This window comes from Paenibacillus sp. FSL K6-1096 (assembly GCF_037977055.1).
GTDB lineage: Bacteria > Bacillota > Bacilli > Paenibacillales > Paenibacillaceae > Paenibacillus_AQ.
In genome coordinates, this window is the sequence record NZ_CP150274.1 from 3,705,688 (window position 1) to 3,723,415 (window position 17,728).

20 protein-coding genes and 1 riboswitch are annotated in these 17,728 nt (G+C 53.4%); of the genes, 18 read left to right on the forward strand and 2 right to left on the reverse strand.

Going from position 1 to position 17,728, the window contains the following annotated elements:
- Positions 1-420: 420 nt before the first annotated feature.
- On the forward strand, positions 421-840 hold the full coding sequence (locus MHI24_RS16495) for a hypothetical protein (protein WP_340020648.1): 420 nt from the start codon (positions 421-423) through the stop codon (positions 838-840).
- Between the two features lie 81 nt (positions 841-921).
- On the opposite strand, the gene MHI24_RS16500 is transcribed toward MHI24_RS16495, so the two are convergent.
- Positions 922-1,446, reverse strand: coding sequence for a hypothetical protein (locus tag MHI24_RS16500; protein ID WP_340020649.1), 525 nt, complete (start codon positions 1,444-1,446; stop codon positions 922-924).
- Positions 1,447-1,657: 211 nt separating this feature from the next.
- Between MHI24_RS16500 and MHI24_RS16505 the strand changes: the two genes are divergently transcribed.
- The 10 genes from MHI24_RS16505 (at position 1,658) to rsmI (ending at position 9,377) form a co-directional block, all read left to right on the forward strand.
- Positions 1,658-1,849, forward strand: coding sequence for a sigma factor G inhibitor Gin (locus MHI24_RS16505; RefSeq protein WP_340020650.1), 192 nt, complete (start codon positions 1,658-1,660; stop codon positions 1,847-1,849).
- Between the two features lie 257 nt (positions 1,850-2,106).
- A complete protein-coding gene (locus MHI24_RS16510; RefSeq protein ID WP_340020651.1) occupies positions 2,107-3,714 on the forward strand; it encodes an amino acid decarboxylase in 1,608 nt (535 codons plus the stop codon).
- Positions 3,715-4,356, forward strand: coding sequence for a dTMP kinase (tmk, locus tag MHI24_RS16515; protein WP_340020652.1), 642 nt, complete (start codon positions 3,715-3,717; stop codon positions 4,354-4,356). It begins immediately after the preceding gene.
- 107 nt (positions 4,357-4,463) lie between these two features.
- Positions 4,464-4,793 carry a cyclic-di-AMP receptor gene (locus MHI24_RS16520; RefSeq protein WP_340020653.1) on the forward strand — a complete coding sequence of 110 codons (330 nt, stop codon included), beginning with the start codon at positions 4,464-4,466 and terminating at the stop codon, positions 4,791-4,793.
- Between the two features lie 38 nt (positions 4,794-4,831).
- Positions 4,832-5,275, forward strand: coding sequence for a YaaR family protein (locus MHI24_RS16525; RefSeq protein ID WP_340020654.1), 444 nt, complete (start codon positions 4,832-4,834; stop codon positions 5,273-5,275).
- A 17-nt stretch (positions 5,276-5,292) separates the two neighbouring features.
- Complete coding sequence (gene holB, locus MHI24_RS16530) at positions 5,293-6,267, forward strand: DNA polymerase III subunit delta' (RefSeq protein ID WP_340020655.1); 975 nt, start codon at positions 5,293-5,295, stop codon at positions 6,265-6,267.
- Between the two features lie 135 nt (positions 6,268-6,402).
- On the forward strand, positions 6,403-7,203 hold the full coding sequence (locus MHI24_RS16535) for a stage 0 sporulation family protein (RefSeq protein ID WP_238655778.1): 801 nt from the start codon (positions 6,403-6,405) through the stop codon (positions 7,201-7,203).
- Positions 7,204-7,234: 31 nt separating this feature from the next.
- Positions 7,235-7,597, forward strand: coding sequence for a DNA replication initiation control protein YabA (gene yabA / locus MHI24_RS16540; RefSeq protein ID WP_340020656.1), 363 nt, complete (start codon positions 7,235-7,237; stop codon positions 7,595-7,597).
- A 101-nt stretch (positions 7,598-7,698) separates the two neighbouring features.
- Positions 7,699-8,475 carry a tRNA1(Val) (adenine(37)-N6)-methyltransferase gene (locus tag MHI24_RS16545; RefSeq protein WP_340020657.1) on the forward strand — a complete coding sequence of 259 codons (777 nt, stop codon included), beginning with the start codon at positions 7,699-7,701 and terminating at the stop codon, positions 8,473-8,475.
- Positions 8,472-9,377: a 16S rRNA (cytidine(1402)-2'-O)-methyltransferase gene (gene rsmI, locus MHI24_RS16550; RefSeq protein ID WP_340020658.1), complete on the forward strand. Its 906-nt coding sequence runs from the start codon at positions 8,472-8,474 to the stop codon at positions 9,375-9,377. The genes MHI24_RS16545 and rsmI overlap by 4 nt, the downstream gene beginning before the upstream one ends.
- 660 nt (positions 9,378-10,037) lie before the next feature.
- On the opposite strand, the gene MHI24_RS16555 is transcribed toward rsmI, so the two are convergent.
- Positions 10,038-10,292 (reverse strand): AbrB/MazE/SpoVT family DNA-binding domain-containing protein, encoded by a 255-nt coding sequence (locus tag MHI24_RS16555; protein WP_042123095.1) that lies wholly within the window; start codon positions 10,290-10,292, stop codon positions 10,038-10,040.
- Positions 10,293-10,567: 275 nt separating this feature from the next.
- Between MHI24_RS16555 and MHI24_RS16560 the strand changes: the two genes are divergently transcribed.
- The 7 genes from MHI24_RS16560 (at position 10,568) to MHI24_RS16590 (ending at position 17,631) form a co-directional block, all read left to right on the forward strand.
- On the forward strand, positions 10,568-11,851 hold the full coding sequence (locus tag MHI24_RS16560; protein ID WP_340020659.1) for an HD domain-containing protein: 1,284 nt from the start codon (positions 10,568-10,570) through the stop codon (positions 11,849-11,851).
- Between the two features lie 54 nt (positions 11,852-11,905).
- Positions 11,906-12,676 (forward strand): TatD family hydrolase, encoded by a 771-nt coding sequence (locus tag MHI24_RS16565; RefSeq protein ID WP_340020660.1) that lies wholly within the window; start codon positions 11,906-11,908, stop codon positions 12,674-12,676.
- Positions 12,677-12,874: 198 nt separating this feature from the next.
- A riboswitch (cyclic di-AMP (ydaO/yuaA leader) is annotated at positions 12,875-13,103 on the forward strand.
- A gap of 278 nt (positions 13,104-13,381) precedes the next feature.
- Positions 13,382-14,539: a 3D domain-containing protein gene (locus MHI24_RS16570; protein ID WP_340020661.1), complete on the forward strand. Its 1,158-nt coding sequence runs from the start codon at positions 13,382-13,384 to the stop codon at positions 14,537-14,539.
- Between the two features lie 157 nt (positions 14,540-14,696).
- A complete protein-coding gene (gene rnmV / locus MHI24_RS16575) occupies positions 14,697-15,248 on the forward strand; it encodes a ribonuclease M5 (protein ID WP_340020662.1) in 552 nt (183 codons plus the stop codon).
- Entirely contained in the window at positions 15,245-16,129 is an 885-nt protein-coding gene (gene rsmA, locus MHI24_RS16580; RefSeq protein ID WP_340020663.1) for a 16S rRNA (adenine(1518)-N(6)/adenine(1519)-N(6))-dimethyltransferase RsmA, read from the forward strand. Before rnmV ends, rsmA begins: the two co-directional genes overlap by 4 nt.
- A 66-nt stretch (positions 16,130-16,195) precedes the next feature.
- The gene (gene yabG / locus MHI24_RS16585; RefSeq protein ID WP_340020664.1) at positions 16,196-17,104 is read left to right on the forward strand and encodes a sporulation peptidase YabG; all 909 of its coding nucleotides are present in this window, start codon (positions 16,196-16,198) and stop codon (positions 17,102-17,104) included.
- Between the two features lie 251 nt (positions 17,105-17,355).
- Positions 17,356-17,631, forward strand: a complete 276-nt coding sequence (locus tag MHI24_RS16590; protein WP_340020665.1) for a Veg family protein — start codon at positions 17,356-17,358, stop codon at positions 17,629-17,631.
- Positions 17,632-17,728 lie beyond the last annotated feature (97 nt).

Below are 17,728 nucleotides of genomic sequence, written 5' to 3' on the forward strand. Positions count from 1 at the left end.
AGGATAAGTTTATACAGCTCTTTAGTCAAACGCACAGAAATCAGCGAGATGAATTACGTTTTGCTGCTTGTTTTGTTGTATCAGTAGTTTAAGCGGGTTGTACTTGTATAGCAGTGGATAAGGAGCGAAGGTTCTGAAAAGTAGAAGACGGTCCTATGGCGACTGAAGACGATGATTCGACAATAGTATACTTGAGGCCTAGGCACATAGAAATAAAGGGATAGGACTGCGAAACCAAAAATAATAAAAACGCTTACAAACGGGTGACATTTTTGTTACCGACAAGGCGATGGTTCCAAGTATAATGGAAAAGTGCAATTATTAAGCAGATGCCTTAATACGAATGAACTACATTGAAATTCTGACCTGGAATTTTCTTGCGTCTTAAGATGCATGGTAGAGGTAAGGAGGATTTAAGGTATGAAGCGAACCCAACCTATATGGATATTCGTTATTCTTTGTATAGTCGGACTTATGCTGGCTGGTTGTGGAACGAAAGAGCCTGCCTGGGAGACTTTTGATGGTGCGCTCAATGAGAAGGAATTCCCCGTCCCGAAGGAGGCCAGTTCTCCCGACCGGACCACGACGAACGTTGCCATGGATTATGTGCGGTACTCTCTGCCCGGATTGAAGGAGAAGAAGGGTGTACCGGAGCCGTACCTGGAGACTATTAAGGAGTGGGGCTGGGAGGAGCAGGAATCTAATGATGAGGAGTCCGGAAGCTCCCGGGTGTTCGAGAAGGAAGGAACGATTGTACACCTGACTGTTCATGATGGCTACTTCATTGTGATGATTCCGAAGGAGAAGAAGGTCACTACGAAAGGCTTGAAGAGCCGCTAAAAAATCGCCGTCCGGTATTGCGGATGGCGATTTTTTGTGGGAAGGCTGCTGGATTCAAAGTTTATGTATAGCTGATATGGATTATTGGGTGTAATAGGAGGCGTCGGCCGCACTGAATTTGAGCATTCCGTCTTGTGCGGCACGGTTCAGGCGCAGCAGGGTATAGAGCCGCGGCAGAAGGAGCCACAGATGGCATACGGCCAGGGATGACGTGAAAGCAGGCGGAGCCCAGACAATGAAAAGTGCGGCGATACACAGGCCGATCCAGAGGTTATGCAACTGGACTTTGCGGAAGATACCGTAGTTGATGTACTGGTCGGGCATGTAACCGGGCCATGGCAGCCGCAGGGACAGTCTCCAGCGCTTGGCGACCGGATGCCCGGTAATCAGCAGGACAGAGCGCGAGATGACATACTGAATCCACAGCATGACCGGTGCGGCGATAATCATATACAGGATGCTGAACCAGGACAGGAAGATGCTCTCAAGTATCAGGCAGAGTAGGGGGAGGACCAGATATATCCGCACCAGAGGGGCGGTAATATTGATTTTTCTGATAAGCTTGTATTGATAGAATGTTGCTGCACCTTTGGTATTGGGTTCCATACAGGAATTCCGGACCTCCTCAGAAGTGATCTTGTTATTAATATCGGCCTGTGCGTGCGTTTTGTTAAACCGGCCGGACCGGAATCACCGATTGGGGATATGGCGAATATATATATTTCAGGCTATGAAGGGTTAGGAAAAAACTATGAAAAGGTTTAAAATGATAGAAGGTGTAGCATACTGTTCTTAAAAGAGTCAAGGTGGGATGATTATGGAACAGCAACAGCAAACAGGGCAGGCCTGCATCATCTGCGGCCAGGAGAAGGAAGAGGGCATTGTGATTGTCTCACATTTCATCTGTGAGGATTGTGAGAGTGAGATGGTGCATACGGAGGCGGAGGACGCGAAGTACCGTTTTTTCATCGGGCGGATGAAGAAGATCAATCTGATGAAGAATGCTTAACCCAAGTGCTCTGCCTGTATCAGAATTACCCTATAAAGAGCGGGTGGTGAAAATGTGCTTTGTCTCCTGCAAAATGATGTATTCTCTTAACGGCTGCTCTGCCCTGAACGGGTGAGGGGAGCTTTTTTATTGTAAAGGAAAAGTTGTAGGATCTCCGCCAAGCGGACGGGAGTTTATTGAGGATTCGGATGCAGAACAATAGGCGTAAGGCTGGATTTACGCTAAAATAGAAGGTAACCCGAAGGAAGGAAAAGCCGATGGACAAGCTACAGCCTGAAAGGGCGCCTATATACGAAATGTTAGAGCAATACAGACAGAAGGGAAATATATCTTATCATGTGCCGGGCCATAAGAATGGTGCGGCTTACCGGAACCCTGAAGATGCCGGGCTTCTGGTGGAAGTGATGCGCTATGATGTAACGGAGATTACCGGAACGGATGATCTTCATCACCCGGAAGGAGTGATCCGCGAGGCGCAGGAGCTGGCAGCAGCCTGTTATGGCGCGGAGGAGAGCTTCCTGCTCGTAGGCGGAAGCACAGCGGGCAATCTGGCGCTGATTCTGACCGTCTGCCCGGAGCCGGGGATGCTGCTCTTAGTGCAGCGCAACGTCCATAAGTCGGTCATCCATGGACTGATGCTGGCAGGCGCACGCGCCGTGTTCCTGGAGCCGCTGCTTGACCCGGGCAGCGGACTTGCCGTTGCACCGTCACCGGAGACGGTGCAGGCTGCGCTGGCAGCCTACCCGGAGGCTGCCGGCGTACTGGTGACCATGCCGAATTACTACGGCATGGGCAGCGACCTTGCGCCCCTCGCGCAGGCCTGTCACACCAGCGGCGTGCCGCTGCTGGTGGATGAGGCCCATGGGGCGCATTACGGGCAGCACCCGGCGCTTCCGCCCGGGGCGCTGGCCTGTGGCGCGGACGGCGTGGTGCAGTCCACGCATAAGATGCTGACGGCGCTGACGATGGGCGCCATGCTGCATGTGCAGGGCCCACGGCTCGACCGCGCGCTGTTGCGCCAGCGGCTGGCCATGGTGCAGAGCTCCAGCCCATCCTACCCCGTGATGGCTTCGCTCGATCTGGCCCGGCGCCTGCTGCACAGCCGCGGCGCCGCTGCCTTCACGGCGGGGCTCGCCGCCGTGGACGCCCTGCAGCGCGGCCTGGCGGCGCTGCCGCGCTTCCGGCTGCTGCAGCCGCCGGCGCAGCAGCACAGCCCCGGCGGCGCTGGCAACGCCGCCGCCGGGACCGGGCCGCCGCCGCTGCGCCCGGCGGCGTATACGGCCCAGGACCCCTTCAAGGCGGTCATCTATGATGCCGCGGGGGTCCTGGGGGGCTTCGAGCTGCAGCGGCTGCTCGAAGCGAGGGGGATCGTGCCGGAGATGAGCGACGACCGGCACGTGGTGCTGGCCTTCAGCCTCGGCTCGAAGGCGGAGGAGGCAGCGGTGCTGCTGGAGGCGCTGCGGGATATTGCAGCGCAGAGCCCCGGCATCCCGGGGAACACCGCCCAGGATGCATCATATAATGACAGCAGAGAGGGGATACCATCCTCACCTGCTCAACATTCCACGTGGAACAATTTCAGTGTTCCGCAGATTTCGGCCCCGGTTGCGTTCTCTACGAAGCCGGTTGCCGCCGGACAGACAGAGAGCGTCAAGCTTGAAGCCGGTGCGGGCAGGATGGCGGCGGAGATGGTGATCCCCTATCCGCCAGGCATTCCGCTGCTGTACCCTGGAGAGACAATCACAGCGCCTGTACTGGGCAGGCTGATCCGGCTGCGCGATGGCGGGGCCAAGTTCCAGGCCTGTGCCGATCCCGCCTTACAGCGGATTAAGGTATACAACAATCAGAAGGGCGGAGAAGCATAAGTGAAGCGAGAAGGTTTCTTCATTACTCTGGAGGGAGGGGACGGCTCCGGCAAAACAACGATACTGGGCAGAGTAGCAGCCTATCTGCAGAACCACTCCATGCCCTATATCATTACCCGCGAGCCGGGCGGAATCGAGATTGCGGAGAAGATCCGCTCCATCATCCTGGACCCGGCCCACACAGCGATGGATGCGCGGACGGAGGCGCTGTTATATGCGGCGGCAAGAAGCCAGCATCTGGCCGAGGTGGTCGAGCCGGCACTGGAGCAGGGAATTACGGTGCTCTGTGACCGTTTTGTCGACAGCAGTCTGGTCTATCAGGGGGTGGCAAGAGGTCTGGGGATTGAAGCGGTGCGGGAGATTAACCGGTTCGCTACAGGCGGAAGAATGCCGGATCTTACCTTCTACCTTGATGTGGACCCCGAGGTGGGCCTGTCCCGGATTGCCGCCAATCATGGCCGTGAAGTCAACCGCCTGGATCTGGAGAGCCTTGAATTCCATCAGAAGGTGAAGGCGGGCTATGAACAGGTCATTGCCGCAGAGCAGCAGCGGATTGTTGTGCTTGACGCCAACCGTCCCATCCATATGGTGGAGCAGGAGCTGGTGCAGGTATTGAAGGACAGGATTTTGAAGGATTTCTAAAAGGTTTTGTCTAATATAACGGTAGAGGTATAATGATTACACACAGACCTGTAGCGCATAAGCTGCTGCCAGCTCTGTGATTACCAATATGCAGGAGGGGATACGAGATGAATTTGATCATTGCAATTATCCAGGACAAAGACAGCAACCGGCTATCCAGTGAACTGGTTAAGGCGAATTTCCGCGCGACCAAGCTGGCCAGTACAGGCGGATTTCTCCGCGCGGGTAACACTACCTTTCTGATCGGGGTAGATGATATTCAAGTAGATGCTGTTCTCACTGTTATCCGCAACAGCTGCAAAGTGCGTGAGCAATTGGTCACTCCGGTTACGCCGATGAGCGGTACGACCGATTCCTATTTGCCGCTTCCTGTGGAAGTGCAGGTAGGCGGAGCCACCGTATTCGTGCTTCCTGTCGACCGGTTCGAGCATTACTGAGCCTAAGGGGCTACAGACCATAAGGGCGGTAGATATCCTTGAAGATCAACCCGGGCTACAGGCCCCTCAAAAGTGAATTATCGGCGACTGACGCTGAAAGACGGCCGGTTGAACACAAAAACTTCAACGACGTCTTTCAGCAGCATAGCCAGCAGAAGACGATAGATGAGTTAAACCGCCAGATTAAGGACATCCAGCAGCAAGGCGACCGGTTATCCAAATCGATGACTGTCCGCGAGCTGGCGATCTACCGGAACATGATCAAGCGGTTCCTGGAGGAGACGGCCCGCCGCGGCGTCATTCTGAAGGAAACGAAGGGCTGGGACCGGCGGGGGCGCGGCAAGCGTTACAAGCTGCTGGAGGAGATTGATGCCGCGCTGCTGAATATGGCCGATGATCTGCTGGACAGTGAGCAGGGCCGGATCGATCTCCTGGGCAGGGTCGGAGAGATCCGCGGACTGCTGATTAATTTTTCTTTCTGACAGAGTTGGAGGAGCATATGTCTTTTGATGAAATATTAGGGCAGGAGGATGCCAAGCGTCTGCTTCAGAATGCTCTGCGCAAGGATGCGGTAAGCCATGCCTATCTGTTTACCGGCCCCGCAGGCAGCGGACAGGTTAAGACGGCGCTGACGTTCGCCCAGGCGATTTTCTGCACCGGCTGCAAGGATGATGCCTGCGGGGAATGTCTGGAATGCCGGAAGGTGGAGCATGGGAACCACCCGGATTTGACACTGCTTCGCCCTGACGGGGCAAGCCTCAAGATTGACCAGATTCGCGAACTTCAGCGTGTGTTCTCCTACCGCTCGGAGGGAATTCACCCGAAGGTTTATATTATAGAAGGTGCAGACCTTATGACGGTGCAGGCTGCCAACAGTCTGCTGAAATTTCTGGAGGAGCCGCCTGCTCCGGCCGTTGGAATTCTGATCTCGGATAACAGCAGTGCCCTGCTGCCCACGATCCAGTCCAGAACCCAGCGTATCCCGTTCAGCCCGCTTCATCCCGATATAATGCTTCAGGCACTGTCCGGCGAGGGTGTTCCGGTGCCGCTGGCCAGGTGTGCGGTATCCTTAAGCGCAGGCATCGACGGCTGCAGGGAACTTTTGGCACAGAATTGGTTTGCAGAAATGAGAAATCTAGTGTTACAATTAGCGAAGGAGTCCCTGGGCAAGGGCAGCTCTGCGGTGGCGACCGCAGGATCTAAGCTGTTCAAGACCGGACTCGGTGAACATTTGGATATTCTTTTCAGCATGTTTCACTTATGGTTCAAAGATATGCTCTACTTCCTGTACCGAAAGCACGAAAGCATCGTTTTCATAGATCAGTTAGACTTTATTTCCAAGGCTGCCCGCCAGCGGAGTACGGAACAATGGGTGGCTTATATGGAATATGCAGCGGAGAGCAAGCGGAAGCTTCGTTCCAATGCCAATGCCCAGCTCTGTCTGGAGCAGTTCTTAATCCGGCTGGAAGGCTAGAGGTTCGGGTTAAATAAGATAATCCTCAGCACCCTGGAATATCAGGTTTAGCGGACGAGGAAGGACAAGCATGGATCATGAGGGAAACAGTCTTGCTTAAGGGTTCCTTTTACCGTCAAACAAGGGGGTTAATTTTTGTACAGCGTAGTAGGTGTCCGCTTCAAAAAAGCGGGTAAAATATATTACTTCGATCCGCTTGATTTCCCGATTGAACGCGATCAATGCGTAATTGTCGAGACTGCAAGAGGGGTCGAATACGGTAAGGTTGTCGTTGGCAAAAAAGAGGTGCAGGAAGCTGACGTGGTGCTGCCGCTCAAGAAGGTCATGCGGATTGCCGGTGAAACCGACGCGCGCGTGGTGGAAGAGAATAAAGGTGCAGCCAAGGATGCTTTTACGACCTGTTTAAATAAAATCCGCGATCATGGCCTCAAAATGAAGCTGGTGGATGTGGAATTTACGTTTGACCGTAACAAAATCATTTTCTATTTCACGGCTGAGGGCCGCGTCGATTTCCGTGAACTGGTCAAGGACCTGGCGAGCATATTCCGCACCCGCATCGAGCTCCGGCAGATCGGTGTGCGTGATGAAGCCAAGATGCTGGGCGGACTTGGACCCTGCGGGCGGGTGCTCTGCTGCTCCTCCTGGCTGGGTGACTTCGAGCCGGTGTCGATCAAGATGGCGAAGGATCAGAATCTCTCGCTGAACCCGACCAAAATCTCCGGATTATGCGGACGGCTCATGTGTTGCCTGAAATTTGAGCATGATAACTATGAGAGCACGAAGGAAGAAATGCCGGCCGTAGGCAAGATGGTGATCACCTCGCTCGGTGACGGCAAGGTTGTCGGAATTAACGCCGGAAGCCGCACCGTTCATGTACAGTTGTTTGAAGTGGGCAAAGTTAAAGAACTTCCAATGGATGATGTTGTCGTCAAGTAAACCATTATAAGGTTACTTTCGGGGTGGAGACTTGGAGAACAAGAATATATTTGCACACATGCAGGAGATGGAAGCGCAGATTGATGAGATGCGCGCCACGCTTGGCGATTGGAAACAGACGGTCAAAGAGCTGATGGAAGCCAATCAGAAGCTTAGTCTGGAGAATGAGCAGCTGCGTATCATACTAAAAAGGGAAGCACCTTTGGATAAAACCGCCCTTTCTGCTGAGGCCGAGGCCATTCTTGCGGCTGAAGGGAAAGAAGAGGTGGTCGGGGAAGGTTATGATAACCTGGCCCGGCTGTATCACGAAGGCTTCCATATCTGCAATGTCTACTTTGGACATTTGCGGACAGAAGGCGATTGTCTGTTCTGTCTTTCGTTTCTTAATAAATGAGGATATCCAGCCGTAGGAGATTGTCGCCTACGGTTTTTTTGAATGTTGCGCAGGCTATGCTGCTGAAGGCATAGGCTTCACCATAAGTTGAGGAGAATACGATGACCCAATCATTTCATAATTCATCTGTGCCGGTATATGAGGCGGAACGGATTGATGATCTGCTGACCCATAATCTGAAAATCATCCAGAGCGATGAAGTGTTCAGCTTCTCGATGGATGCTGTGCTGCTGGCCCGGTTCGCCAGTGTTCCCCCGCGCGGGAGAGTGCTTGATCTGTGTACGGGCAACGGGGTCATTCCCATGCTGCTGACGACGCGGACGAAGGCTGCCATTGAAGCTGTCGAAATTCAGCCCCGGCTGGCCGATATGGCCCGGCGCAGTGTGGCGCTTAACGGGCTGGAGGAGAGAATCCAGATTCATGAGGGAGATCTGCGGGAGCTGCATACTACGGCAGGCTATGGCGTATATGATGCCATTACGGTAAACCCCCCTTATATGCCGCTGAATGGAAGCGATCTGAAGCTGAATAGCCATCAGGCAATGGCCCGCCATGAAATCGGCTGCACGCTGGAGGAGGTCATTCAGGCCTGTGTACGGCTGGTCCGCACCGGGGGCAAAGTCAGCATGGTGCACAAGCCGCAGCGGCTGGCCGATATCATTAGTCTGATGCGCAAGCACCGGCTGGAGCCGAAGGTGATCCGCTTTGTGCATCCCCGTGCTCACTTAGAGGCCAATATGGTGCTGATTGAGGCTGCGCGGGACGGGAAGCCTGAGGTGCGTTTACAACCCCCGCTTATCGTATATAATGAGGACAATCAATACTGTCCGGAGATTCTGGACATCTACTACGGGAACAAAGAGGATATCCGCCAATGAAGATACAATGCCAAAGCAGCTTTCAGAATAACCAGGCTGGAGCGAAGCCGGACGGATGCGGGAAGCTGTATCTGGTAGCGACGCCGATCGGCAATCTGGAGGACATGACCTACCGTGCCGTCCGCATGCTGAAGGAATGTGACATCATTGCTGCAGAGGACACCAGACAGACACGCAAATTACTGAGCCATTTCGAGATTACGCCGTCCCTGCTGTTCAGCTATCATGAGCATAATAAGGCCGCCAGCGGGCCTGAGCTGATACGCTATATAATAGAAGGTAAAAATTTGGCATTGGTTAGCGACGCCGGCCTGCCGGCGATTTCCGACCCTGGTGCCGATCTGGTCGCGCTGGCCGTCAGCCACGGGATTCCGGTCATTCCGGTGCCCGGGGCGAATGCCGCCTTGTCTGCTCTGATCGCATCCGGTCTGCCCACTTCCAGCTTTACCTTCGTAGGTTTTCTGCCCCGTGAGCGCAAGGACATCCGTACCGTTCTGTCATCCCTGCGTGCGGCACAAGGGACACTGCTCTTCTACGAGTCCCCGCACCGTGTCGCCAAGACACTGGCGCATCTGCTGGAAGCGTTCGGCAACCGCCGGGTCACGCTGGCGCGTGAGCTGACGAAGCGTTATGAAGAGTTCCTGCGCGGAACCCTGGAGGAATGCCTGGCCTGGCTGGAGGAGCATCCACCGCTCGGCGAATACGTCATCGTACTGGAGGGGGAGAGCAAGGAAGAGGCAGAACTGGCCGAATCCTCCTGGTGGCGCGAGCTTGAGGTGGAGGCGCATGTTGCCCACTATGAAGCTTCAGGCTTACCACGTAAAGAGGCTATGAAAAAAGCCGCGTCCGACCGCGGCCTGTCTAAGAGGGATATTTATAACTCGCTGCTCGAGCGGGAATAGAAGATTACTTTGGAAAAAGAAATATTTAAAGGGTATAACTGGTTGTAAATGGTTGAAATTTATTTATATAATAGGTAACAAGCGGTTGGGATTAGCTAACTAATAGAAGCATTCTTATCCAAATCATCCATGGTGTGATGTTCCAACTATATAAAATAAATCCTTCGGCACTATAACTCCTGTCATGGTCGGCGAAGCCGCCATAAGGTCTTGTCATGGCTGGCGAAGCCACCATAAGGTCTTGTCATGGCCGGCGAAGCCGCCATACCGCGCAGCCGCCGTAGGCAATATGCCTATGGCGCCCCCCTCGCGGGTAAGGCCCTGAGGACGTACCGTCAGGGAGTCCGAGAAGGGCCGGTCCTGCGCCGAACATTGCTTCCTTCCGCGCCAGTTGCAGGGATTCGCCGAGCTTCCAGGTGTCCAGAGGGCAGGTGCCCTTTGGGGCCCTCCCCGTGGGGAGGGTTTGGGAGGGGAAGCAGCAGATTTTATAAGTCAAGGTTGTGAAATGGTTGTAAAAATGCTTTCTAGGGAAAAGGGGAATCCGGGGAAAGTCCCCGGAAATTAAGATAAAAAAATACCTCCCGCGCGAACAGGAGGCCAAGGAGATATAAAAAGGTTAGAATTAACAATTGGATTAGTTCCTATTATACCCTATTTATCTTAGTTTGTCACAGGGGTAGGGATAGTAGAAATACATTCATGGCAAACAATTTTACCCTTGAAGTAAGTTACATTCTCAGCATTGCCGCAGAAAATACAAGCAGGCTCGTATTTCTTAAGCATGATCCGCTCACCGTCCACGTAAATTTCGAGCGCATCTTTTTCTCCAATGCCAAGGGTGCGACGCAATTCAATCGGAATAACGACCCGTCCAAGCTCGTCTACCTTACGTACAATTCCTGTTGATTTCATCATTACAATCGTTGCTCCTCTCAATGTTCAAAAGCGTCATTATTCGACATTCTTCACTGTTTTATGATATTTATAATACCAACCATTCCCAAAACAGTCAACCTTTTTTGAGGTTAATTTTAAGGAATCTTTTGCGAAAACTTTTATTCCGCTGGGGAACAAGCATTTTCTTTACAAAGAGCAGTAAAAGTCTTTTGTCGATTTGTCAGTACAATAATCGTCAACTTTCGACATTATATGACACTATTTCTTATAAAACAAGAAAAGGAGTTGAGCTCATGAGGCAGCCTTTGTCTGAAGAGAAAGTATTTAAGGACCCGGTTCACAACTATATTCACGTGCAGGACACCATTATTTGGAGACTGATTAACACCCCGGAATTCCAGCGTCTGCGGCGCATAAGGCAGCTTGGCACCTCTTATCTGACCTTCCATGGCGCAGAGCACAGCCGGTTCTCCCATTCGCTTGGCGTGTATGAGATTACCCGCAGAATCATCTCCCAATTCGAACGGAGCGGCTACAAGGACTGGATGCCTGAAGAAAGACTGCTTACGCTGTGCGCCGCGCTGCTGCATGATCTGGGACATGGCCCGTTCTCCCATTCTATAGAAGAAGCTTTTGAAATGGATCATGAGGACTGGACCCGGCGGATTATTCTGGAGGATACCGAAATTACGGCCATCTTGCGCGATGTGGCAGATGATTTCCCCGCCAAGGTGGCTTCGGTCATTGCCAAAACCTATGAGCACGAAATTGTTGTCAATTTGGTGTCGGGACCGCTGGATGCCGACCGGATGGATTATCTGCTGCGGGATGCGTACTATACAGGGGTGAATTACGGAACGATCGACATCGACCGGATTCTGCGGATGCTGCGTCCGTATGACGGCCGGGTGGTGGTCAAGGAATCAGGAATGCACGCTATCGAGGATTATCTGATGTCCCGTTATCAGATGTATTGGCAGGTCTATTTCCACCCGGTGACCCGCAGCTCGGAGATTATTCTCCGGCAGATTCTCCGCAGAGCCAAGGAGCTGGTGCTGGAGGGACATGCCTTCCGGTTCATGATTGAGCCATTAAGCGATTTGTTCAGCGGAGAGGTGTCGGTGGCCCAGTACCTGCTGCTGGATGAGGCGCTGATGCAGACGGCCTTCATGCAGTGGACGCTGGAGGACGACCCGGTGCTGAGCGATCTGTGCAGCCGGTTTATTCACCGCAGGCTGTATAAATATGTAGAGACGGAGCATCTCGATTCCGAGACGATTGACGAAATCCGCCGCAGCTTCTCAGCGGCCGGGCTGCGTGCCGATTATGATCTGGAGATTGATTATCCCACCGATCTGCCTTATGATGTGTTCCGTCCGGGAGACGGATTCGACAGCAAACAGATCCTGCTGCTGGACCGGCATGAGCGGCTGAGGGAAATCTCTGAGGTCTCGGATATTGTCCGCTCGATCAGCGGAATACACCGGGGGCGGTACCATCTTTATTTTCCGCAGGATAAGGTACAGAAAGCCCTTCCGCAGCTGCCGGCAAGGATAGCAGAAATTTTCGCCAGGTAACCGCTTAAGCTTGACCCTATACTATAGAAATTAAGGCAGAAAGGATGTTCATTCATGCAGTTATTCGACACACATACCCATCTGGATGCGCCGCAATTCGACGAAGACCGCGAAGAGGTGATTGCCCGCGCCCATGCCTCCGGAGTCAGCAAAATGATCAATATCGGCTTCAACCGCGAGACGATTCCGACCACGATGCAGCTTGCTGAGCAATATGATTATATTTATGCAGCGGTGGGCTGGCATCCCCAGGATGCGGTCACTATGAAGGACGGGGACCTCGAATGGATTGCTTCCCTGTGCGCCCATCCCAAGGTCGTTGCCATCGGCGAGATCGGGCTGGATTACTATTGGGATACCTCTCCGAAGGATGTGCAGCATGAAGTATTCCGCAAGCAGATTGGCCTGGCCCGTGAGCTGAAGATGCCGATCAGCATTCATAACCGGGATGCCCATGAGGATGTTGTCCGCATTCTCCGCGAGGAGAAGGCCAGTGAGGTGGGAGGCGTGATGCATTCCTTCTCCGGGAGCTGGGAGACTGCCAAAATGTGTCTGGATCTCGGGTTCCATTTGTCCTTCGGGGGGCCTATCACCTTCAAGAACGCCAGGGTGCCCAAAGAGGTGCTTGCCCAGACTCCGCTGGACCGGCTCCTGATCGAAACGGACTCGCCATACCTGACACCACACCCGTTCCGGGGCAAGCGAAATGAGTCCGCTCATGTGAGATTGGTCGCCGAGGCAGCAGCGGAAATAAAAGGCTTGGAATTACAGGAATTGGCGGAAATTACGTATGCGAACGCACTGGAACGATTTGGGATAGTCTGAAAAAGCGAGTAAAAGCGGTCAAAAATGAAGTATAGCCGATATATTGAACTTTTTTAATCGAAAAACAGCCGGATATTACAATATTTTAATGATTTTTTTACGTAAACGTGGTTGAATCGTCCTTTACAACATGCATCAAAACAGGATATCATCTTTTCAGTGCAGTGAGCTGTTGTTTCAGTGACAGCCACTTATTCATGGATCGTCTCGCTTAATCTCCGTATGGAGAACGGGGGAACCGATAATTGCTCTGCCGCATGAACGTACCTAGCACAGCACAGAATTGCCGCAGACAATTATTTGATTTCTTTACGTGGTCTTTGGGGTGAATTTAAGGGCAACCGCCGTGAGCGGGTGACCTAAGATAGGGCATCTCTCTTATGCCCGAACCCGACAGCTAACCCCGTAAGCGTAAGTAAGAGAGGAAACCTCGTGCATAGCCGCCTGTATTCGACACCGGAGAAGCCACGAAAGAGTCCTCTGTGAACTCTTTCTTGGCTTTTTTGTTTTGAATATTGCGGATGATCCCGGCATACTGTTATATAACAGATCCGGGAGTCACCATGCCGAGAGGCGATCCATGAGCAGGAGACGCTGAAGCAATGCGGGCGTATCCTGTTGTAATCTCAAACTTAGTTTCGTCAGAAGTGATTCAGTCACCTTGATATACTTGGACGACGGGGCTATGTAAGGAGGATGGAGAGAGTGGGCGTATTCCAACCAGAGGTATCCCATGATTCGCAATCATCCAGCAGGTCTTTCGCATTACGGTGGAAGCAAGTCAACCCCCGGGTATTATTGCTTGCCGGTGTGTTATCCCTTGTGATCGCACTGTTCATTCTGCTGTACGTACACGGTCAGAGCAAAAAGGAAATTACTCTAGTCATAGACGGACGGGTACAGACGCTGGAGACGCGCGAGGCGCTGCTCAGTGATGTACTGGCCAAAGAACAGATATCGCTCCAGGAGCATGATGAATTATCTTTTGCCCTTAGTGATGAGATAAAAGACGGCGACCGTGTCGTTATTAACACCGCACAGAGGTTCATCCTTACGGCGGACGGAAAGACAAAGGTATTATTCACGACCGAGGATACTATTGGTCAGGCAATCGGCAAGCTGGGCTATAGCCTGGAAGGCTTAGACAAGATTTACCCTTCGAAAGACACCGCAGTATCTGCCGATATGAAAGTCAAGATTGTCCGGGTTAACAAGCAGGTCGTCCAGCGGACCACCAACCTGCCGTTCCGGGTCATCAAGACAGCAGACCCCTCATTAACCAAGGGAACCGTTCGGGTAGCACAGGCAGGCAAGCCGGGCGTAATGATCCAGCACATCGAGAAGGTCTATCACGATGGCGAGCTGGCATCCATGCGCATGATCGGCAAGGAAGTACACACAGTCACCAAAGACAAGGTGATTGCCGTGGGCACCAAGCCTCTTCCTAAGCCCGTTGTTGTGGCCACAACTTCCAAACCCGAAGCAACCTCCAAATCATCCAAAGTCAGCGCTAAGGCGAACAAGGTAACGAGCAAGGCAGGCGTGAATTTTGAGTATAAGCGCATGATCAAAAATGTATCCATGACGGCGTATTCCTCGCAGGAGCCGGGTATTGGAACCCGTACCGCCTCAGGCACACGTGTGACAGAAGGGCGTACTATCGCTGTTGATCCGAATGTAATTCCGATTGGCTGGTGGGTGTACATTGAAGGATTAGGATTCCGCCGCGCAGAGGATACCGGCGGTGCCATCAAAGGCAATAAGGTGGATGTCTATTACGATTCACTGAGCCATGCGCGTAATTTCGGCCGGAAGTCACGGACCCTCTATGTCATCGGACCGGTGAAGCCGGAGCTGAATTAACGCGGGACTTTTGCAAATTAGCGGTATATAGGATATAGTGAGGGAAGCACTTACGAAGCTTGAGAGCTGCCGCTCATCACTTATACATTCTTTAGCCAAAAAGAAGGGGAGCGAATCCTCTTCTTTTTGCGTTCTGGAGTAAGGAGTCAACTTATCGATGATCAAGGAATTAATTGTTGTGGAAGGCAAAAGCGACACTGTGGCCGTGAAGCGCGCGGTAGAGGCCGACACGATCGAAACCGGCGGCTCCGCCGTGGACCGTAAGGTCATTGCCAAGATAGCGCTGGCTATGGAGCGCAGAGGCGTCATCATTCTCACGGACCCTGACCATGCCGGGGAGCGTATCCGCAAAATCGTCTCCTCCAAGGTGCCCGGCTGCAAGCACGCCTTCATCCCGGAGAAGGACGCAACCCGCAAGGGGGATATTGGCGTGGAGAATGCCTCGCCTGAAGCGATCCGCCATGCGCTGGAGCATGTCCATACCTCCTTTGAGGGCGCTCCGGCCGTAATCGGAATGGACGAGCTAATGGCTGCCGGCCTGATGGTGCATCCCCGCGCGGCCGAGCGGAGAATGCAGCTTGGCAATCTGCTGGGCATCGGGTACTGCAACGGCAAGCAGCTATATAAACGTCTGGCGATGTTCGGCATCACACGCGAGGAGTTCGCGCGGGCAGTCGCCCAAATTGACGAGGGAGGCATCACTTCATGAGCGGCATTGACCATATCTCATCCCCGACCAGAACCAAAGCGATCATTGCGCGCTACGGATTCTCGTTCAAAAAAAGCCTGGGCCAGAACTTCCTGATCGATCAGAACATTCTGGAGAAAATCGTGGACGCCGCCGGCCTGGACAAGGCGGCGGGTGCGCTTGAGATCGGACCGGGGATCGGCGCGCTGACCGAGAAGCTGGCGATGACAGCCGGAGCGGTGACAGCGGTGGAGATCGACCGCAGGCTGATTCCGATCCTGAAGGATGTGCTGTCTATTTACCCCCATGTGAAGATCCGCAACGACGATGTGCTGCAGGTGAATCTGCAGGAGCTGTTCGCTGAGGATTTCGCCGGCAGGGACCGGGTCAGCGTCGTAGCCAATCTGCCGTATTACGTGACAACACCGATCCTGATGAAGCTCCTGGAGGAGAAGCTGCCGCTTGAGAATATCGTGGTCATGATCCAGAAGGAGGTTGCTGAGCGCATGGCGGCCGCGCCGGGCGGCAAGGAGTACGGAAGCCTCAGCATTGCCGTGCAGTATTACAGCGAGCCTGAGCTGGTCTGCATCGTGCCCCGGACGGTATTCATTCCCCAGCCGAATGTGGAATCGGCGGTGATCCGGCTGAAGGTCAGGGAACGCCCTCCGGTAGAGGTGGCGGATGAGGAGCATTTCTTCAGCGTTGTCCAGGCGGCGTTCACCCAGCGGCGCAAGACGATCGCCAATAATCTCAAGGCCCGCTTCTTCCCCGGCGAAGGGCGCGAGCGGCTGGAGGCTCTGCTGGCGGAGGCGGGCATTGAGCCGTCCCGCCGCGGCGAGACGCTCAGCATAGAGGAGTACGCGCGTCTGAGCGCGGTCCTGCTGGCTGCCGGAATATCATAAATCCCCCCCCGGAGGATGAACCAACCGGGGCCTTTGCCCATACCATGGGGTAGAGGTGGTGTTGTAATGAATATAGGAGACTTGGTCATCCGTAAATCCTATGGCGGCGATGTGACCTTCCGGGTAGACAATATATTGCAGAATCGGGCAGTCATCAAAGGAACGGAGTTCCGTCTGCTGGCGGATTCACCGCTGGATGATCTGGTGCAGGTGCCGCCGACGCGGGTCAGCGAGCGGGGGCAGCAGGCGCAGATCAAGGCGAATGAATCGCTCAGCTGGCTGCGCAAGGACCGGCGGGAGCAGAGCCAGCGCAGCGGAGAGAGTGTAGCCGGGGCCTCCGGTTCATGGTCTCCGTCTCCGCAGGAACCGGCGTACTTTGAAGTGCCGGGCAAGGTGCTGCATCTGGACGGAGACGCACTGTATCTCAAGAAGAGCCTGAGCCTCTACGAGCAGCTGCGCATTCCGGCGGAAGGGCATCATGTCCATGAATCCAAAATGGCGGAGACGCTGTTCCGTCTGCTGCCCCGTGTGCGTCCCGATATCGTTGTCATTACCGGCCATGACGGAGTGCTGAAGCAGCAGCAGAATTACGATCTCTACAGCCTGAGCAGCTACAAAAATTCACAGAGCTTCGTGGCTGCAATCCGGGTAGCCCGCGAATATGAGCGTAATTTCGATGCGCTGACGATTGTGGCCGGAGCCTGCCAGTCCCATTTCGAGGCGCTGCTTGGCAACGGCGCGAACTTCGCCAGCTCCCCGGGCAGAATCCTCATTCATGCCCTTGATCCCGTCTATGTGGCAGCCAAAGCCTCATTTACCTCCATCCGCGATACGGTGAATCTGGGCGATGTCCTGAACCATACCATCAGCGGAAATCAGGGGATGGGCGGGATCGAGACGCGCGGGAGCTTCCGCATCGGGATGCCGAAGCTGAATAACCTGGCTACACTGAAGGTGACGCCATCCATAATGTAATTGCGCCTGAAGGCGGACGGGATATGCATAAGTGCATATCCTTTTTTATTGATTTTGAAGACAAGCTGTTCTAATGGAGAGGATAACGTGCTAACGCAAGAATACCGCTAACAAGGTGATTAAGCCGGGACAATCACTGTCTAAAAAAATTCCGTTGACAATGAATTTATCATCCACTATAATTATTTATTTAATTTGACATTCACCTCTTAAGACTGTATAATGGACAAGAAAAGAGGTGGTCGTCAGGAATGGCTAATAACGCGCTGATGGAAATCAAACGCAGTCTCGAAGCTCACGTCGGTCACAAGATTACACTACGGGCTAACGGGGGCCGTCGCAAGACGGTTGAACGTACCGGTGTCCTGGAAGAAACGTACCCTTCTGTTTTTATTGTCAAACTGGATCAGGAGCAGCAGAGCTTCAAGCGTGTCTCCTATAGCTATGCCGATATACTTACTGAATCTGTGGAAATCACAGTTAACGAAGACGATGGGCAGATGCGGATAATGTATGTCAAAGCTTAGCGTCACGGACAGTCCTCCGGCAGGGGGGCTGTTTTTTTTCGAATATAAGAATTTCTATGTTTCACATGATAACTTATCCTTCACATGGAATGGATAT